This window comes from Serinicoccus kebangsaanensis (assembly GCF_008919445.1).
Lineage (GTDB): Bacteria > Actinomycetota > Actinomycetes > Actinomycetales > Dermatophilaceae > Ornithinicoccus > Ornithinicoccus kebangsaanensis.
Genome location: NZ_VSLG01000012.1, coordinates 1 through 17516, shown reverse-complemented (window position 1 = coordinate 17516; position 17516 = coordinate 1). Strand labels below are relative to the sequence as shown.

Genomic DNA, 17516 nt, shown 5'->3' with positions numbered 1-17516 from the left:
GATGCATGACCTCAGAGGAGCACCTTCTGCGTAGGAGTGGGCGGGGTCTCAGGCGGGGGCGCCGACCTTCTCCTTCTCGCCGCCCTCGCCGTCATCGCCCTCGCTGCCGGCGTCGGCCATGGCCTGCTCGTGCGCCCGACGGTCGACCATCTTGCCGCGCTGCAGCTCCCAGTAGGCCGCGACGAAGTAGATCACCGTGCCGGTGATGGCGATGGTGTAGAAGGTGTTGCGCTGCGTGAGGTAGGTGTAGATGTCCGGGCTGTCGAGGAACACGATGAAGGCGTAGACCAGGATGACCGCCAGGGCCAGCATCCAGATCCCGCGCAGCACCCGGGTCACCGTCGTCGTGTCCTTGACGTGCCCCGGCAGCGACTCGGCCTGCTGCCGCTTGAAGACGCGCACCCGTTCGAGGAAGAGCTCGTGGTCCTTCTTCTCCTCGGTGAAGTCCTCGGCGGCGCCGGCACGTCCGGCGAAGAGGACGTAGAGCAGGCTGGCGACGATCCACGCCGGGACGAAGGCGAAGTAGGGGGAGATGATCTGGGTGAGGTTGATCACCACCCCGACGCCGAAGGCGAGGGCCCAGGCGATGATCGCGGGGGTGTTGGTCACTCCCTTGAAGCGGGCCCAGTACTCCGTCAGCCCGAAGCGCGGGAAGAGCTTGTGCTCGGCATACACGATCCCGCCGACCGGGGCCAGGAGGACTCCCGCCCAGGTGACCAGTGGTGCGTAGTTGCGGTAGACGAACGGGAAGCACGCCACGACCACCACGATCACGCCCACGATGAGGGTGGCCCGACCACGGGACAGCGAGGGGAAGACACCCTGCGTGGCCAGGCCCGCGCGGTAGAGGTTCGCGTTGGCGGTCGTCCAGCCGGCGACCACGACGGTGACGTAGCCGGCCCAGCCGAGGGCGACCCAGGACACGTCCCCGGGGGACAGGACGGTGATGCTGGTGAGCGTGAGCGCGGCGGTGGCGGCGCCCATGAGGCCGGCGGAGAACCAGGCGACGTAGTGGCCGAAGAGCATGCCGGTCGACGTCATCAGGCCGTGCCAGCCTTTCCTGGCGTAGCGCAGCAGCGCCATGTCGATCATCCCGGCGTGGGCGAAGCTGTTGGCCGCCCAGGCCAGACCGGCGACCTCGATCATCCCGATGCCCTCTTCGCCCCCGGGCGTGATCCCGGTGAAGACGGTGGCGCCGGCGATGTCGACGAACTCGCGGAAGCTCCCGATCTGCGTCACGCCGGTCACCGACTCGGCGACCGCCGGCAGCAGCACCAGCCCGCCGACGGTGAACATCACCGCGAGCCACGGGCCGCAGATGGTGGCGAACTCGGCCAGCGCGTTGAAGCCGAAGACCGCGACCAGCACGGCCACGATGCTGAAGGCCACCACGAGGATGATGAAGCCGATGTGCGTGGGGTATGCCTCCGCCTGGGTCGGGATGCCGATGACCCGTTGGACCGCGGTCGCCGACACGGTCAGCATCGCCGCCGAGATGACGGCGAAGACGATCGCGTTGGCGAGGTTGTAGATCTTGGAGATGGAGCTCCCGCCGAACCGCAGCAGGTAGGTGTAGACGCTCAGCCCCACCTCCCGCGCGACCGGGGTGGTGATCAGCCAGAAGGTGAGCACCGCGAGGGCGTTGCCGATGAGGAGGCCGATGAGGACGTCCCAGATGCCGGCTCCGAGGATGACGAAGGTGGCGCCGAAGACGAACTCCGTGCCGGCGACGTTCTCCGCGGCGTAGAGGCCGGCGAAGTGCTTCGCCCCGTGCCTCTCGTGCTCACCGACCGGGAGGAGCTCGGGGTCGGTGCTGGCGATCTGACTGTCGATCTGCTCGACGCTGCGTGCCATGGCGGTGGTCCCTTCAGTCCTGGTCCTGCGCGGCGAGCAGACGGGTCTGCTCGATGGTCTCGCCTGCGACCCACTGCGATCGCTCCAGCACCTCGTCCAGGCTCAGATCACCCTGGATCGCGGTGGAGTACTGCTGCCCGACGGCGTTGCCGAGACTCTGGAAGGGCGGCACGTCGACGTACTGCATCCCGGTGTAGGGAACGGCCTGCGTCGTCGGCTGGGTGATCTCCGAGCTCTGGATCGACTCGAGGACCAGCTCGGCGAAGGGCGCGGCCTCGGTGTAGTCCGGGTTCTCGTAGAGGTCGGTGCGGTTGCCCGCAGGCACCGAGGCCCAGCCCAGCTCCCCCGCGACGGTCTCGGCATACCCCGCCGACGTCGCCCAGGTGATGAACTCCTTGGCCAGCTCCGGCTGGTCCGAGCTCGCGGGGATGGCCAGCGCCCAGGACCAGAGCCAGTTGCTCGCGCGGCCACCCTCGGTCCCCGGGGCGAAGGCGAAACCGACGTCCTGCGCCACCGTCGACGCGTCAGGGTTCGTGACGAAGCTCGCGGCGGTGGTGGCGTCCACCCAGACCCCGCACTCCCCGTCCTGGAAGAGCGCGAGGTTCTCGGCATACCCGGCCTCGGCGACCCCGTCGGGCGCCAGCCCCGCGAGGGCCAGATAGGTCTCGCTGGCCTGCCGCCAGGCGTCGCTGTCCAGCTCGGGGCTCCACTCCTCGTCGTACCAGCGTGCGCCGTAGGAGTGCGCCATGGCGGTGATGAAGGCGGTGTTCTCGCCCCAGCCGGCCTTCCCCCGGACACACGCCCCGGCGGTGTCGGTCTGCTCGTCGATCGCGGTGGCGGCCGCCACCACGTCGTCCCACGTCGGTCGGTCGGGCATCTCCACGCCGGCCTCCTGGAGCAGGTCGGTGCGGTACATCGTGAAGGTCGACTCGCCGTAGAAGGGAGCCGCCTGCATCGTGCCCTCGTAGCTGAGCGCGTCGGCCACCTCGGGGATGAAGGCACCGGAGTCGAAGCCCTCGGGCATGTCGGTCAGCGGGGTGAGCAGCTCCTGGTCCGCCCAGACCTGCGCCTCGTAGGTGCCCACGGTGGCGACGTCCAACCGGCCGGCGCCCGTGCCGACGTCGGTGGTGACGGTCTCGCGGAGCTCGTTCTCCCCCTCCCGGACCCACTCGATCTCGACGTCGGGGTGCTCGGCGAGGAAGGCCTCGCTCATGTCCTGGAGCACGTCGAGGTCACCGTTGTCGACGACGGCGATGGTCAGTCTGTCCCCGCCACCGGCGGTGTCGTCACCGCCGCCGCACGCCGCCAGCAGCACCAGCGGGACCGCACTGACGAGGGCCAGCGCCCTCGTGCTGCCCCGCACCGCTGGCCGGGAGGCCGATCGGGTGGCACGCACTCGACGTCGCATCTGTGACTCCTTCGTCATGGCACCACCCCGGCCTCGTCGCCTGCACAAACGAGCGCTTGTCAGTGCACATATGAGAGCCTCAGTCAAACCCTTCTGACCCACTTCGTCAAGGGCATGACCCAACGTCAATCGATGGCAGGGGTGCGCGGAGGCGGCCGCGCGCCGGATTCCAGCCCCTGACGGGGCGGTGGTCCTCAGCCGCCGGCGAAGGGCGGGAGCACGTCGAGGACGGCGTCGTGGGCGAGCTGCAGACCGGGGTCGGAGACGTACTGACCCTCGTGCAGCACCGAGCTCAGGGCGAGGACGCGGGCCAGCTCCGACCCGTGCCGTGCGCGCAGGTCGGCGAGCAGCGAGCCGAGGTCGTCGGCGTCGACGCGCTCGCTCTCGGTGCCGGCGGCCTCGGCGGCCCCGGCGAAGAATCTCACCGTCGCCATCGCCTCAGTGTCGCAGATCGCGCACCCGGCGCCGCTCCCGGAGGGTATGCGCACCGCGACGGTCCAGCTGGGTCCCACCGTCCTCGACCCACCCGTGCCGCTGGTAGAACCCGGCCGCCCGGTCGTTGCCCTCGAGCACCCAGAGGTGGGCGGAGGCATACCCGCAGCTGCGCAGGTGGTCCTCGACGGCCACGACGAGGCGGTGGCCCAGGCCGGTGGACCAGTGCCGCGGGATGACGTAGAGGCCGTAGAGCTCGCCCTCGTCCGGTCTCCCGTCGTCCCGCGCCGGCCCGGCGACCGCCCACCCCGCGACCAGCCCGTCCGCCTCGGCGACCAGGTCGACGACCCGCGGGTCGTCGTGGAACTCCGCCCAGCGCCGGCGACGTTTCTGCGCCTCGTCCGGCACGTCGAGGGCGTGGAGCAGCGCCGACGGCACCAGCCCGGGGTAGGCACCCCACCATCCGGACACGCGCACGGTGGCCACCGCCTCGGCGTCCTCCGGCGTCGCCGGCCGCACGGTGATCTCCATGCGCCCACCCTGCCAGGCCGGAGCACGACTGAGCGCCCGTTTGTCATCCTTCAGCCTCCTCGAGCAGGCTGACAGTTGACGAACCGGCTGTGAGTGGTGACCAGGTCACGAGTTCCCGCGTGCGCCACCGCGCCAGCGCCGCACGTCCTCCCAGGTGTCGACGTCGCCCAGGTCGGCCGGATCCAGCCCCACCTCGTGCCACCGCAGCCCGGAGACGAGCGACCGGACCGAGGCGCCGTGCAGCTGCGGCAGGCTCTCGCGGGCGGCGTCCAGAGCGGCGCGGCGATAGATCGCGAGCAGCCACTGCGCCCTACCTTCGACCCGGGGGCAGACCGCCTCGACCTCCTCCGGCAGGCTGCCGACGGTCTCCCGCAAGGCGCCGAGCGCCCGCGCCGCACCGGGCTGGTCGACGGCACAGACCGCGACCCAGGCAGGCGGACCGAGAGGCCTCGCGGGAGATCCGGGCCGGGGCATCCCGGCCAGGGCGTCCAGCCCGGCGCCGATCCCGGCGACCGGACCGCCCCCGGGTGGCTGCTCCGTCGTCCGGGTGACGTCGGCGGGCACCGGGGTGTCCCCCACCACCACCGTCCGACCGCCCAGGTCGGCCCCGAGGACGCGCTCCAGCAGCGTGCTCCCGCCGACGACGAGCGCCGCCTTGTCCTGACCGCCGAGCCGGGTCGCGCGGCCGCCGGCCAGCACGACCAGGTCCACCGGCGGGAGGCCTGGGCCGGGCCCCATCAGTAGCTCGGCAGGCTCGGGTCGACCTGCTCGATCCAGGCCAGGATGCCCCCGGTCATCACCGACACGTCCTGCCTCCCCAGCCGGACCAGGTGGGCGGCCGCGCGCTGCGCCCTGGGCCCCGCCTTGCAGTAGACGACGACCGGCCCGTCCGGGAGGTGATGGTCGAGATCCTCCCAGCTCAGCACCTCACCGACCGGCACCAGCAGTGCGCCGGGCACGGTGCCCAGCTCGTGCTCGGCGGGCTCACGCACGTCCAGCACCGTCGGCGCCAACGCGTCCGGGTCGTGGTCGGCCGGAGCGGCACCCTGCGCGACGCCCGCCGGGCTCGGGGTGAGCAGGTCGTGGACCTCCTGCGGCGAGACCTCGGGCAGCGGGACCACCTCGCGGACCTGCTCCCGCTCGACCGGCTCCACCACCGCACCGACCGGGCGCAGCGGGATCTCCCGGGAGCGCTGGGTGAGCGCGTCCACGAGCAGCACCCGGCCGACCAGCGGTTCGCCGAAACCGCAGATGAGCTTGACCACCTCGGAGGCCATGATCGACCCGACCTGCCCCACGAGGGCACCGAGCACACCGGCCTCGGAGCAGCTCGGCACGTCCTCGGGACGCGGCGCCACCGGGAAGAGGTCCCGGAGGGACACGGCGTCCGCCACGCCGGGCACGAAGGTGGACAGCTGCGCGTCGAAGCGCAGCACCGCCGCCCACACCAGCGGGGTCCCGAGCGCCACGCAGGCGTCGGAGACGGCATACCGCGTGGGGAAGTTGTCCGCGCCGTCCAGCACCACGTCGTGCCCGCGCAGCAGGGACCGCGCGTTGCCCGCGTCGATCCGGGTGTGCCGCACGGAGACCGTCACGTCCGGGTTCAGGCCGCGCACGAAGGCGGCCGCGGACTCGCCCTTGGGGACCCCGACCGCGTCCGCACGGTGGATCACCTGCCGCTGCAGGTTGGTGGCGTCGACGGCGTCGTCGTCGATGATCGTGAGATGGCCGACCCCGGCCGCCGCGAGATAGGCCAGCACCGGGCTGCCCAGACCGCCCGCCCCGACGACCGCGACACGGGCCGCCAGCAGCCGCCGTTGCGCCACCATCCCCATCCCGGGCACCAGCAGGTGCCGGGAGTAGCGCGACACCTGCTCGGGCGTCAGCGCGGGCTCGCCGGGTTCGACCAGCGGCGGCAGCGGCGGCACGGGTGTCATCGCACCAGTGTGCCCCCGTGGCGGCGGGCCGACCGGGCCGGCCCTGCCACTCAGCGGCGTGGAGGGGCCGCGATCCGCCCGGCGGTGTCCCGACGGATCAGCCCCTCACCCTCCAGCCGGGTCAGCCAGGGGTGGTCCGGCTCGGCGCCCCACCGCTCCCGCCAGGTCTCGGCGTGCCGCCGGGCATACCTCGCCTCCTGCTCACCGGTGAGCGGCTCGACCGGCTGCCGGTAGGCCTCGGCACCTCCGACCCAGACCATCGACCCACCGGCGTCGGCGACGACCTGCGCGAAGTCGGCGGCCTCCAGCCCGGGGCCGGCGTAGTCGGTGCAGAAGCCGCCGGTCGCGGCGAAGTCCGCAGCGCTCATCGCGAAGCTGGCCGGGGAGAACAGGTGCGGACGCTCCTCCACCCGGACCTCACCGGGCGCCAGCGCCGGCGCGCCAGCCGCCCGCCGGCTCAGCTCGTCCAGCTTGCGCAGCGGATACCCGACCGCCCGGTTCTGCGGCGGTGGGAGCCGCAGCACCGGCGAGCGCCAGACGGCGGGACCCTCGGGTATGCCCAGGTCCTCCCGGTCGGCCAGGGCCTGGGCATACCGCTCCAGCGTGTGGGGCCCCGGGATGACCGCGGCGTCCAGGAAGACCAGGACGTCGGCGCCCGCCTCGGTGGCCAGGCTCGCCGCCAGGTTGCGGGCGGCGGCGTAGGGCAGGGCGCGGCGGTCGGTCTGGACCGGCTTCACGATGGTCTGCCAGCGGTCGGTGCCGAGCGGCAACCGGCCGCGGGTCAGGTCACGGTCACCCATGGAGATGACGACGTGCACGTCGGGTGGCTCGGTGCCGACCGACAACCCGTCGACCTGCGCGAGAAGATGGTCGTGATTCCCGCGCGTCATGGTGAGCACGGCAACGGTCGGTGGCACGGCGGCATGCTAGGCAGGTCCGGGTGGCCGCCACCACATCCCAAAGGGTGGGACGAGGGATCGGCCACCTCGGACGGGCTCGTCGTGACGGCTCGCCGTGCCCGGCCAGGAGGACCGGCGTAAGGTGCCGGGCATGGTTGCCGCGCCGCCCCTCCGCGTGGCCCTCGTGAACGACTTCGAGGTGGTCGTCCGGGGGCTGCAGGCGATGCTCGCGCCTTTCAGCGACCGGATCAACGTCGTCGAGATCGGCGCCCAGGTCGAGGTGAAGCGCCCGGTCGACCTGACCCTCTACGACACCTTCTCCGAGCCCCAGGTCGACGGCGAGGAGTTCAACAGCGTGCTGGAGAGCGACAACCCGGGTGCGGTGGTGGTCTACACCTGGAACGTCGACCCTGCGCTGGTGGAGATCGCCCTGTCCAAGGGGTGCCGCGGATACATCGGCAAGACCGTGAGCGGCGCCGAGCTCGTCACCGCGCTGGAGCGGGTGGCCTCGGGCGAGGTGGTCGTCGAGCCCGCCACGAGCAACCAGCTCGACCCGCAGCCGCACGCGCCGGGTGACTGGCCCGGACGGGCGGAGGGGCTGTCCGCCCGCGAGGCGGAGATCGTGTCCCTCATCACCCAGGGCCTCACCAACAACGACATCGCGCTGCGGACCTACCTCTCGATCAACTCGGTCAAGACCTACATCCGCACGGCCTACCGCAAGATGGGGGTGACCCGGCGCTCGCAGGCGGTCCGCTGGGGACTGGAGGCCGGGATGACGCCGGACACCATGCGCCGCGAGGTGGAGCGCGAGTGAGCGCGCGGTCGGCTCAGGCCGGCGCGTAGACCACCACGGAGTAGGGCCCGAGGTCGAGCGTGCCGTGCCCGTCCCGCGCGTCGACGTCCGGTGTCTGGTGGTCACCGAAGAGCTGGCTGTAGGCGCGGGCGTCGCTGTTGAAGCGGACCGTCCAGACGCCGCCCGGGAGCTCGACGGGGCGCTGCACCGCCGATGACGACAGGTTGATCGCGACGAGGACGTGCTGGCCGTCCCCCGTGGAGCGGACGTAGGCGAGCAGGTTGGCGTCCTCGTCGGCGGCGACCACGTTGGTGTGCGGGCCGCTCAGGCCGGCGGTGCCTCCGTCGGCGTCGAGCCGCATCCGGATGAGGTCGCGGAACATCTGGGTGATGTCGCGGAAGGCCCACGCGCGCTCCCAGTCCAGCGGCACGTTGTCGCGGAACCACTCGTCCTCGAGGAACTCCTGGCCCTGGAAGAGCATCGGCAGCCCCGGCGCCGTCAGCACCAGTGCGGCACCGAGGGTGGCGCGCTTCTGGGCGTTCCAGCCGCTGGGGTTGTCGCCCTGCACCTCGGAGGTGACCCTCGCCTTGCCGTTGGACACCTCGTCGTGCGACTCGGTGTAGATCACCCGGTCGAAGGCGTGCTGATAGGTATGCGTCACCGCGGCGGCGACCTTCGCGATCGAGCGGTGCGCGTCGTCGAGGGTGATCAGCGCCTCGCGCACCGGGTGCACGAACTGGTTGTCCCACTGGGCGTGCATCTTGGCGCCCCCGGCCTCGGTGGAGGTGACCGCGGCCACACCGTGCAGGTCCTCGGCGATGACGAGGTGACGGGGGAACTCGGCGCGGACCATCTCGCCGATCTGCCGCATCATCTCCCAGCCCTCCGGGATCTCGTCGCCGTGGGTGCCGTCGACCCGGCGCATGTAGGGCGTCATGTCCAGCCGCAGCCCGTCCGCGTGGTAGTCGCGGAGCCACATCCGGGCGTTGTCCAGGATGAAGTCGCGGACCTCCTGGCGGCCGTAGTCGGGCCGCGTGTCACCCCAGGGGGTCGCGGAGCGGTGGTCGTTGTAGAAGTAGATGCCGCCCTTGCCGTTCTCGGACCAGCCGTCGAACTGCCAGGTGGGCAGGTCGGACGGGCCGAAGTGGTTGTAGACGACGTCGACGTAGACCGCCAGACCGCGCTTGTGCGCCTCCCGGACGAAGGTCTTGAGCGCCTCCGGGCCGCCGTAGCTGGACTCGACCGCGAAGACGTGCGCCGGGTTGTATCCCCACGAGTAGTCACCGGCGAACTCCATGAGCGGCATCAGCTCGATGGCGTTCACCCCGAGCCCGACGAGGTAGTCCAGCTTGCCCATGAGGTCGTGCAGGTTGGCCGGGCGGCCGTCCTCGGTCTGCACGAAGGACCCGATGTGCGTCTCGTAGATGACCGTCTCGTGCTGGCGGGGCGGGGTGAAGTCGTCACCCTCCCAGTCGAAGACGCCATGGTCGTAGAGCAGCCCGTTGCCGACCGAGTTGGTGACCGCGAGCGCCCGCGGGTCGATCCGGTGGAAGCTGGCCTCGCCGGCGCTGAGCAGGTACTGGTACTCCTGCCACATCTGCGCGCCCGGCACCTCGGCATACCAGTGGCCGTTGCCCTCGGACTCCATGCCGTGGGCCTGCGGGTCCCAGCCGTTGAAGTCGCCGATGACGCTCACGGACGAGGCGTTCGGCGCCCACACGCGGAAGGCGAACCCGCCCTCGATCGGGATGGCACCCATACCGGCGACACTCATGGACTCTCCTTGCTGCTGGGGTCATGACGAGAGGGCGCGGAAGCCGACCTGGCCGCGCCCTCGCGCACTGATGCTAACCGCCGGACCAGCGGCTCGCGACTACTCCTGCGACGCCGGCTGCATCACCATGAAGACGCCGCCCTGCGGGTCCTCGATCGTGGCGAGGCGGCCGACGGGCATGTCGTCCGGGCCGTGCACGAGCCGCCCACCGAGCTCCCGGGCGCGGTCGATCGCGGCGTCCGCGTCCTCGACGAGGAAGTAGACGGTCCAGTAGCTCGGCACCTCGGCCGGGACGTCCGGCGGCATGGCCATCAGCCCACCGAGCCCGCCCTCGTCGCCGCCCCGGATGACGTGGTAGGTGCCGAACGGCATCTCCATGCCGTCGTACTCCCACCCGAACACCGCGGTGTAGAAGGCGGTGGACGCCTCGATGTCGCGCGACATCAGCTCGTTCCACGCCCAGGTGCCGGGTTCGTTGCACACGGCGGCACCGTGGTGCGCGCCCGCCTGCCAGACGCTGATCGCCGCCCCCGCCGGGTCGCCGTAGATCGCCATCCGGCCCTGGTCCATGACGTCCATCGGCGGCATCATCACCGTCCCACCCGCCTGCTCGACCGTGGCGGTGGTCGCATCGACGTCGTCGGTGGCCACGTAGGAGCTCCAGAAGGGCGGCATGCCCGTCATGTCGTCCGGCTGGGCACCCATGCCGGCGACCAGCTGCCCCTCGAGCAGGAAGTTGGTGTAGATCCGGGTGCCGGACTCGTCGTGGCTGTCCTCAGCGGTCCAGCCGAAGAGCGAGGTGTAGAACGTCGTGGCGGCATCGACGTCGGGCGTCATCAGGTCGACCCAGCAGGGGGTGCCGGCCTCATAGGACTCACGGGTGGACATGGGTGCTCCTTCGCAGCGTGTCGGCGTCCGGGGCGGACACTGGTCAACCTAGGGCTGGGCACCGACGCACGTCTACGGATGCCCGGATACCGTGGGGGCGTGACGTCCAGCCCGCCGCAGCCGCAGACCGGCGCGGCGGCATACCCTCGGCGGGCGACGCTGCTGGTCACGACCACCCTCGCGGCGCTGGCGATGATCGGGCCGTTCACCATCGACACGATCTTCCCCGGCTTCGAGGCGATCGGCAGGGACTTCGACGCGGACGCCGCGGCGCTGCAGCAGATCACCAGCATCTACCTGCTCAGCTTCGCCGTCATGAGCATCTTCCACGGCCCCATCTCGGACGCGCTCGGCCGCAAGCCGGTGATGGTCGGCGGGCTGCTGGGGTATGTCCTGGCCTCCGTCGTCTGCGCGCTGGCCCCGACCCTGGGGGTGCTGCTCGTGGCGCGCGTCTTCCAGGGTCTCTTCGCCGGCGCCGCGACCATCGTCAGCCGGGCCGTGATCCGGGACCTCTTCTCCGGTGCCGAGGCGCAGCGGCTGATGGCGCGGGTGATGATGATCTTCGCGATCGCGCCGGCGATCGCCCCGGTGATCGGCGGCGAGATCCTCCGCTTCGGGCCGTGGCACTGGATCTTCTGGTTCGTCGCGGCCTACGGCATCGCCGCGGCCGTGCTCACCGCGGTGGTGCTGCCCGAGACGCACCCGAGGGAGCGGCGCAGCCCGCTGCGGGTGGGGTCGGTCCTCGGGTCGCTGTGGCAGGTCGCTCGGTCCGGCCGGTTCCAGCGGGTGGCCTTCTCCTCCGCCTTCGTCTTCGCGTCCTACTTCCTGTATGTCGTCGCCGCCCCGATCGTGGTGGTGGACCTGCTCGGCCGGGGTGAGCAGGACTTCTGGATGCTCTTCGTGCCGATGATCGGGGGCATGGTCACCGGGTCGATGCTGACCAACCGGCTCGCCGGCCGGGTAGACAGCGGGCGGATGGTCGACGCCACCATGGCCGGTCTGCTGACCGCGGTCGGGCTCAACGTCCTGCTCTGCGCCGTGGCACCCGTGCTGCCGTGGGCGGTGCTCGGCCCCGCCGCCATGGGCATCGCGATCGGCGTGGCCTTCCCCGTGCAGCAGCTGGCGATGCTCGACCTCTTCCCGGAGCAGCGGGGGGCGGCCGCGTCGATGGCGTCGTTCGCCGCGCTGGTCTTCAACGCGCTGCTGGCCGGAGCGATCGCGCCGCTGGTCACCGGCAGCCTGCTCACCGCGGCCGGGAGCAGCGCCTGCCTCGCCCTGGCCGGTGCCGGACTCTGGGCCTGGCACCGCCGCGCCACGGCGGGAGACGCGCCACCCGGCTGAGGGGCGCCGACCGTTGGCGAGGCCCTCCCGTACCGTCTTCGAGCCGGTTCGTCATCTGACAGCCCCCTCGAGCAGGCTGTCGAGTGACATCGAGGCTGTCAGTTGACGAGGTGGCTGTCAGCCGCCCGAGGGCTCGGCGACCTCGCCCCGATCGATCTCGCCCTGGCGGTAGAGCTCGACGCCCGCGCGCAGCAGCTCGTCCATCGACTCACCCCGCTCCATCCGCCCGATGATCGAGGCCCGCATGCGGGGGTCCCAGAACTTGCGGATGTGGGTGGCGATCTCCTCGGCGGCACGCTCCGGAGGGTGGTGCGCCATCGCCCGGGCGATGTCCTCGCCCATCCGCACCTCGGCGGGCAGGCGCTGACGGGTCTGGGCGTCGACGCCCGCTCCGGTGGGCGGACCCTGGTCGGGACTCGGGTCGGCGTCGGTGGGTGCGTTCAGGTCCGGCCCGTCGCTCATCGGCGCGCGCCCACGACGTCGATCGCCGGGTCGACCGGCTCGTGCCCGTCGCTGACCTCGGCCTCCTCCTGCTCCCGGCGCGCGTTGGCGACGCCGACCTGGACGGCGGTCACCTTGTACTCCGGGCAGTTGGTGGCCCAGTCGGAGTTCTCCGTCGTGACGACGTTGGCGCCCGTGACCGGGTGGTGGAAGGTCGTGTAGACCACGCCCGGCTGCATCCGCTCCGACACGAGTGCCGTCAGCGTGGTGACCCCGACCCGGCTGGCCAGCTCCACCCGGTCACCGGTCCGGATGCCCCGCATCTCGGCGTCCGCCGGGTGCACCTCGAGCACGTCCTCCGGGTGCCAGGAGGAGTTGGCGGTGCGGCGGGTCTGCGCCCCGACGTTGTACTGCGTCAGGATCCGCCCCGTCGTGAGGATCAGCGGGAAGCGCCGGTTGGTGGTCTCGGTGGTGGGCACGAAGACCGTGGGGACGAGCTTGCCCTTGCCCCGCACGAAGGCATCGACGTGCATCGTCGGGGTCCCCTGCGGCGCCTTGTCGTTGACCGGCCACTGCATCGACCCCTCGGCGTCGAGGCGGGCGAAGCTGACCCCGGCGAAGGTGGGCGTCGTCGCCGCGATCTCGTCCATGATCTCGGCGGCAGAGGCATACTCCATTGGGTAGCCCATCGCCGTCGCGATCTCGCACACGACCTGCCACTCGTCCTTGCCGACCCGGCTCGACATGACCGGACGCACCCGGCCGAGCCGTCGCTCGGCGTTGGTGAAGGTGCCGTCCTTCTCGAGGAAGCTACTGCCGGGCAGGAAGACGTGGGCGTAGCGCGCCGTCTCGTTGAGGAAGAGGTCCTGGACGACCACCATCTCCATCGAGGTCAGCGCGGCGCGGACGTGCTGCAGGTTGGGGTCGGACTGGGCGATGTCCTCGCCGTGGACGAAGAGCCCCCTGAAGCTGCCGCCGATCGCGGCGTCGAACATGTTGGGGATCCGCAGCCCCGGCTCGGGGTCGAGGGTGACGCCCCACAGGTCCTCGTAGATCGAGCGCACGTCGGGCAGCGAGATGTGCCTGTAGCCGGGCAGCTCGTGCGGGAAGGAACCCATGTCGCAGGACCCCTGGACGTTGTTCTGCCCGCGCAGCGGGTTGACCCCGACGCCGGGCCGGCCGATGTTGCCGGTGACCATCGCGAGGTTGGCCATGCCCATGACCATCGTCGAGCCCTGGCTGTGCTCGGTGACGCCGAGGCCGTAGTAGATCGAGCCGTTGCCCGCGTCGGCGTAGAGCCGGGCCGCCTCGCGGACCTGCTCGGGCTCCAGCCCGGTCGCGTCGGCGGTCGCCTCCGGGGAGTTCTCCGGCGCCCGGATGAAGTCGAGGTATGCCTCGACGTCCTCGCAGCGCTCCTCCAGGAAGCCCTTGTCGTGCAGCCCCTCGGTGACGATGGTGTGCGCCATCGCGTTGACGAAGGCGACGTTGGAGCCGGGGCGCAGCGGCAGGTGCGCGGAGGCCTCGACGTGCGGGGTGCGCACCAGGTCGATCTGGCGCGGGTCGGCGACGATGATCCGGGCGCCCTGGCGCAGCCGCTGCTTCATCCGGGAGGCGAAGACGGGGTGCGCGTCGGTGGGGTTGGCACCGATGAGCAGGATGACGTCGGTGTCCTCGACCGAGGCGAAGTCCTGGGTGCCGGCGGAGGTCCCGAAGGTCTGGTTGAGGCCGTAGCCGGTGGGGCTGTGGCAGACCCGGGCGCAGGTGTCGACGTTGTTGTTGCCGAAGGCGGCGCGCACCATCTTCTGGACGACGTAGACCTCCTCGTTGGTGCAGCGGGAGGAGGAGATCCCGCCGATGGAGCCGACGCCGTGCCGGTCCTGGATGCCACGGAACCCGTCGGCGACGCGCTGGATCGCCTCTGACCACGAGACCTGCCGCCACTCGTCGTCGATGGAGTCGCGGACCATCGGCGACATCTGCCGGTCCTCGTGGTTGGTGTAGCCGTAGGCGAAGCGGCCCTTGACGCACGAGTGCCCCTCGTTGGCCTTGCCCGCCTTGAGCGGCATCATCCGGACGACCTCGGTGCGGGTCTGCCCGGTCTGCTGGTCCGTGGTGTCGGTGACCTCCGCGCGGAAGGAGCAGCCGACCCCGCAGTAGGCGCAGGTGGTCTCCACGGTGCGCTTGGGCATACCGAGGGAGACCACCGACTTCTCGGTCAGGGCGTCGGTCGGGCAGGCCTGGACGCAGGCGCCGCAGGAGACGCACTCGGAGCCGAAGAAGTCGGTCGGTCCGGGGACGATCCGCGAGTCCGGTCCGCGGCCCTCGACGGTGAGGGCGAAGGTGCCCTGGATGTCGGAGCACGCCCGCACGCAGCGAGAGCACGCGATGCAGGCGTCCGGCTCGTAGTCGAAGTAGGGGTTGGAGGCGTCGCGCTCCCCCCGGTCGAGCAGGCCGCCGGGGGACGGCGCCGCCCCCGGGCCCTTCTCGGGTCGGGAGGGGGCGGGCAGGCCGTAGCGCACCTCGGCGACACCGGTCTGGCGGGCGAGGGCGGCGATCTCGCAGGACCCGCGAGCGCAGCCGGGGCAGTCCGCGGGGTGGTCGGAGAGGTAGAGCTCCATCACCCCCTGCCGGAGCGAGCGCACCTCGTCGGTGTCGGTGCGGACGACGGCACCGTCTGCACAAGGAGTAGTGCACGACGCCGGCTTGCCCTTGCCGTCCTCGATGTCGACGAGGCACAGCCGGCAGGACCCGAAGGCCTTGAGCGAGTCGGTCGCGCAGAGGCTGGGGATCTCCACCCCCGCCTCACGGGCGGCGCGCATCACCGACGTCCCCTCGGGCACGGTGACCTCACGGCCGTCGATGGTCAGGGTGACGGTCTGGTCGCTGCTCACCTGCGGTGTGCCGAAGTCGGGCTCGGGCTGGTATGCCGCGCCGCGCGGGTCGGGCGGACGACCCACATCCTGTCCGTCGCGACTGACGGACCCGAGCCGGCTCGCGACCTGCTCGGGGGTGAGCGCCTCTGGGGTGAGCGTCATGATGTGCTCCGTTCGAAGTCCTCCGGGAAGTGGGTGAGCGCGCTGCGCACCGGCACCGGGGTGAGCCCGCCCATGGCGCAGAGCGAGCCTGTGGTCATCGTCTCGCAGAGATCGTCGAGCAGCACGCGCAGCTGCGTCCGCTCCCCCGGGTCGGTGGCGCCGACGAGCTTGTCGATGGTCTCCACGCCGCGGGTGGAGCCGATCCGGCACGGGGTGCACTTGCCGCACGACTCGACGGAGCAGAACTCCATCGCGAAGCGCGCCATCCGGGCCATGTCCACCTCGGTGTCGAAGACGACGACGCCGCCGTGCCCGAGCATGCCGCCGGCCTCGGCGAGCTCCTCGTAGCCCATCGGCACGTCCAGCCGGTCGGCCGGGAGGTAGGCGCCGAGCGGCCCGCCGACCTGCACCGCGCGCACGGCCCGGCCGGTGCGGGTGCCGCCGCCGACGTCGTCGACGAGCTCGCGCAGGGTGATGCCCAGCGGCGCCTCGTAGACGCCGCCGTGGGCGATGTTGCCGGCCAGCTGGAAGATCTGGGTGCCGCGGGACCTGCCCACCCCGCGGGCGGCATACGCCTCGCCGCCGTCCGCCAGGATCATCGGGACCGCGGCGAAGGAGAGCAGGTTGTTGACGATCGTGGGGCTGGCCCACAGACCGTGCAGCGCGGGGATCGGCGGCTTGGCGCGGACCTCGCCGCGGCGGCCCTCGAGGGACTCCAGCATGGAGGTCTCCTCGCCGCAGATGTAGGCGCCGGCGCCCACGCGCACCTGGAGGCGGAAGGCCTTGCCGCTGCCGGCGACGTCGTCGCCGAGGTAGCCGTGCTCGCCGGCGACGGCGATCGCGTCGCGGAGCCGGGCGATGGCGTCGGGATACTCGCTGCGGCAGTAGATGTAGCCCTCGGTGGCGCCGACCGTGACCGCCGCGATGGTCATGCCCTCGATGAGGGTGAAGGGGTCGGCCTCGGCCAGGATCCGGTCGGCGAAGGTGCCGGAGTCGCCCTCGTCGAGGTTGCAGGCGACGAACTTCAGGTCGCTCTCCGCCTCGAGCACGGTGCGCCACTTGATGCCGGTCGGGAAGCCCGCACCGCCCCGCCCGCGCAGGCCCGAGGTGACCACCTCCTCGACCACGTCGGCCGGGTCGAGGTCGAGGGCGCGGCGCAGCCCGGCCCAGCCGCCCTGCGACTCGTAGGCGGTGATGTCGGTCGGCTCGGCCAGCCCGATGCGGGCCAGGCTCACCCGGTCCTGCCCGGTCAGCCACGGGTCGTCGTCGACGACACCGATGCAGGTCTCGTGGTCGGCGCCGGCCAGCATGCCCGCCTCGACCAGGTCCGGTATGCCCGCTGCCGTCACGTTGGCGTAGCCGACCCGTCCGCGCTCGGTCTCGATCTCGACCAGCGGCTCGCGCCAGAGCATCCCGCGCGTGCCGTTGCGGCGGACCGTCACCCCCTCGACCTCGGCCAGGGCGGCAGCGACCTCGTCGGCCCCGACGGCGCGGGCCGAGGAGTCCATCGGCACCCACGCGATGCACGTGCTCATCGGGACCACCCTGCCTCCGCCGCGGCGATGTCGTCGACGGTGACCCGACCCTGGAGGCGGCCGTCGAAGGAGACGCTGGGGCCCAGCGCGCAGTTGCCGAAGCAGAACACCTCGCGGACCTCGATGTCCGCGCGGTCCGCGAACTGCTCCTCCGCCGCCGCGAAGACGCCCGCGGCGCCGACCGCCTGGCAGGCCTCGGCACGGCATACCTGGACGGTGTGCTCGGGAGGTGGGGTGCGGCGGAAGTCGTGGTAGAAGCTCACCGTCCCGTGCACCTCGGCCACCGAGAGGTTCAGCACGTCGGCGATCTCGACCACGTCCTCGTCGGAGAGGAAGCCGTGCTCCGCCTGGACCGCGTGCAGGATCACCAGCAGCGGCCCTCGCTCTCCGGCATACCGACCCGCGATCTCCCGGACCGACTCCGCCCGCGCCGACCTGGGGGTCAGCTCCTCCGTCTGCCGACCAGCACGTGCCACCTCGCGCCTCCCGTCCTTGGGTGACACCACTCTACGTCGGCGGCCCGGCCTGAGCATGGAGACGTGCCAGCGACCCCGCACCGCGCCCGATGCCTCTAGATACCCCTGGCGGCTAAGAAGTCAAGCGGCGGGTGCTTGGCGGTGGGCCCAGGCGGTGTGTTCGTCGTAG

The 17516-nt window shown here is 71.6% G+C and carries 15 protein-coding genes; 2 read left to right on the top strand and 13 right to left on the bottom strand.

The genetic code is table 11. The features are described from left to right. Window positions 1-48 precede the first annotated feature (48 nt). The 7 genes from FXF60_RS12390 to FXF60_RS12360 form a co-directional block, all read right to left on the bottom strand. Entirely contained in the window at window positions 49-1854 is a 1806-nt protein-coding gene (locus FXF60_RS12390; RefSeq protein WP_202879629.1) for a purine-cytosine permease family protein, read from the bottom strand. 13 nt (window positions 1855-1867) lie between these two features. Beyond that, window positions 1868-3262: an ABC transporter substrate-binding protein gene (locus tag FXF60_RS12385; protein WP_151526288.1), complete on the bottom strand. Its 1395-nt coding sequence runs from the start codon at window positions 3260-3262 to the stop codon at window positions 1868-1870. A gap of 194 nt (window positions 3263-3456) precedes the next feature. Continuing rightward, entirely contained in the window at window positions 3457-3696 is a 240-nt protein-coding gene (locus FXF60_RS12380) for a MoaD/ThiS family protein (protein ID WP_151526287.1), read from the bottom strand. 4 nt (window positions 3697-3700) lie between these two features. Then, window positions 3701-4225 carry a GNAT family N-acetyltransferase gene (locus tag FXF60_RS12375; RefSeq protein ID WP_151526286.1) on the bottom strand — a complete coding sequence of 175 codons (525 nt, stop codon included), beginning with the start codon at window positions 4223-4225 and terminating at the stop codon, window positions 3701-3703. 105 nt (window positions 4226-4330) lie between these two features. Continuing rightward, complete coding sequence (gene mobA / locus FXF60_RS12370; protein WP_151526285.1) at window positions 4331-4963, bottom strand: molybdenum cofactor guanylyltransferase; 633 nt, start codon at window positions 4961-4963, stop codon at window positions 4331-4333. Beyond that, window positions 4963-6162, bottom strand: a complete 1200-nt coding sequence (locus tag FXF60_RS12365) for a ThiF family adenylyltransferase (RefSeq protein WP_151526284.1) — start codon at window positions 6160-6162, stop codon at window positions 4963-4965. Before FXF60_RS12365 ends, mobA begins: the two co-directional genes overlap by 1 nt. Window positions 6163-6212: 50 nt before the next feature. After that, window positions 6213-7079: a glycosyltransferase family 2 protein gene (locus tag FXF60_RS12360; RefSeq protein ID WP_151526283.1), complete on the bottom strand. Its 867-nt coding sequence runs from the start codon at window positions 7077-7079 to the stop codon at window positions 6213-6215. Window positions 7080-7212: 133 nt separating this feature from the next. On the opposite strand from FXF60_RS12360, the gene FXF60_RS12355 reads away from it, so the two are divergent. Continuing rightward, on the top strand, window positions 7213-7878 hold the full coding sequence (locus FXF60_RS12355; protein ID WP_151526282.1) for a response regulator transcription factor: 666 nt from the start codon (window positions 7213-7215) through the stop codon (window positions 7876-7878). Window positions 7879-7891: 13 nt separating this feature from the next. Here FXF60_RS12355 and FXF60_RS12350 read toward each other — a convergent pair whose 3' ends face one another. Together FXF60_RS12350 and FXF60_RS12345 are read right to left on the bottom strand one after the other, a co-directional pair. Continuing rightward, window positions 7892-9631, bottom strand: a complete 1740-nt coding sequence (locus FXF60_RS12350; RefSeq protein WP_238335844.1) for an alpha-amylase family glycosyl hydrolase — start codon at window positions 9629-9631, stop codon at window positions 7892-7894. A 99-nt stretch (window positions 9632-9730) separates the two neighbouring features. Continuing rightward, on the bottom strand, window positions 9731-10519 hold the full coding sequence (locus FXF60_RS12345; protein WP_151526281.1) for a VOC family protein: 789 nt from the start codon (window positions 10517-10519) through the stop codon (window positions 9731-9733). 99 nt (window positions 10520-10618) lie between these two features. On the opposite strand from FXF60_RS12345, the gene FXF60_RS12340 reads away from it, so the two are divergent. Beyond that, complete coding sequence (locus FXF60_RS12340) at window positions 10619-11860, top strand: multidrug effflux MFS transporter (RefSeq protein ID WP_151526280.1); 1242 nt, start codon at window positions 10619-10621, stop codon at window positions 11858-11860. Between the two features lie 117 nt (window positions 11861-11977). On the opposite strand, the gene FXF60_RS12335 is transcribed toward FXF60_RS12340, so the two are convergent. The 4 genes from FXF60_RS12335 to FXF60_RS12320 are packed head-to-tail and all read right to left on the bottom strand — an operon-like array spanning window position 11978 to window position 17347. Then, window positions 11978-12322 (bottom strand): formate dehydrogenase subunit delta, encoded by a 345-nt coding sequence (locus FXF60_RS12335; protein WP_151526279.1) that lies wholly within the window; start codon window positions 12320-12322, stop codon window positions 11978-11980. Further along, a complete protein-coding gene (gene fdhF / locus FXF60_RS12330) occupies window positions 12319-15336 on the bottom strand; it encodes a formate dehydrogenase subunit alpha (protein ID WP_151526278.1) in 3018 nt (1005 codons plus the stop codon). The genes FXF60_RS12335 and fdhF overlap by 4 nt, the downstream gene beginning before the upstream one ends. Then, the gene (locus tag FXF60_RS12325) at window positions 15333-16871 is read right to left on the bottom strand and encodes a formate dehydrogenase beta subunit (protein WP_151526277.1); all 1539 of its coding nucleotides are present in this window, start codon (window positions 16869-16871) and stop codon (window positions 15333-15335) included. The genes fdhF and FXF60_RS12325 overlap by 4 nt, the downstream gene beginning before the upstream one ends. Next, entirely contained in the window at window positions 16868-17347 is a 480-nt protein-coding gene (locus FXF60_RS12320) for an NADH-quinone oxidoreductase subunit NuoE family protein (RefSeq protein WP_151526276.1), read from the bottom strand. The genes FXF60_RS12325 and FXF60_RS12320 overlap by 4 nt, the downstream gene beginning before the upstream one ends. Window positions 17348-17516 lie beyond the last annotated feature (169 nt).

Coding starts and splice junctions, on each gene's coding strand:
- FXF60_RS12390 (WP_202879629.1), bottom strand. CDS start 1,854: ATGGCACGCAGCGTCGAGCAGATCGACAGTCAGATCGCCAGCACCGAC.
- FXF60_RS12385 (WP_151526288.1), bottom strand. CDS start 3,262: ATGCGACGTCGAGTGCGTGCCACCCGATCGGCCTCCCGGCCAGCGGTG.
- FXF60_RS12380 (WP_151526287.1), bottom strand. CDS start 3,696: ATGGCGACGGTGAGATTCTTCGCCGGGGCCGCCGAGGCCGCCGGCACC.
- FXF60_RS12375 (WP_151526286.1), bottom strand. CDS start 4,225: ATGGAGATCACCGTGCGGCCGGCGACGCCGGAGGACGCCGAGGCGGTG.
- mobA (WP_151526285.1), bottom strand. CDS start 4,963: ATGGGGCCCGGCCCAGGCCTCCCGCCGGTGGACCTGGTCGTGCTGGCC.
- FXF60_RS12365 (WP_151526284.1), bottom strand. CDS start 6,162: ATGACACCCGTGCCGCCGCTGCCGCCGCTGGTCGAACCCGGCGAGCCC.
- FXF60_RS12355 (WP_151526282.1), top strand. CDS start 7,213: ATGGTTGCCGCGCCGCCCCTCCGCGTGGCCCTCGTGAACGACTTCGAG.
- FXF60_RS12350 (WP_238335844.1), bottom strand. CDS start 9,631: ATGAGTGTCGCCGGTATGGGTGCCATCCCGATCGAGGGCGGGTTCGCC.
- FXF60_RS12345 (WP_151526281.1), bottom strand. CDS start 10,519: ATGTCCACCCGTGAGTCCTATGAGGCCGGCACCCCCTGCTGGGTCGAC.
- FXF60_RS12335 (WP_151526279.1), bottom strand. CDS start 12,322: ATGAGCGACGGGCCGGACCTGAACGCACCCACCGACGCCGACCCGAGT.
- fdhF (WP_151526278.1), bottom strand. CDS start 15,336: ATGACGCTCACCCCAGAGGCGCTCACCCCCGAGCAGGTCGCGAGCCGG.
- FXF60_RS12325 (WP_151526277.1), bottom strand. CDS start 16,871: ATGAGCACGTGCATCGCGTGGGTGCCGATGGACTCCTCGGCCCGCGCC.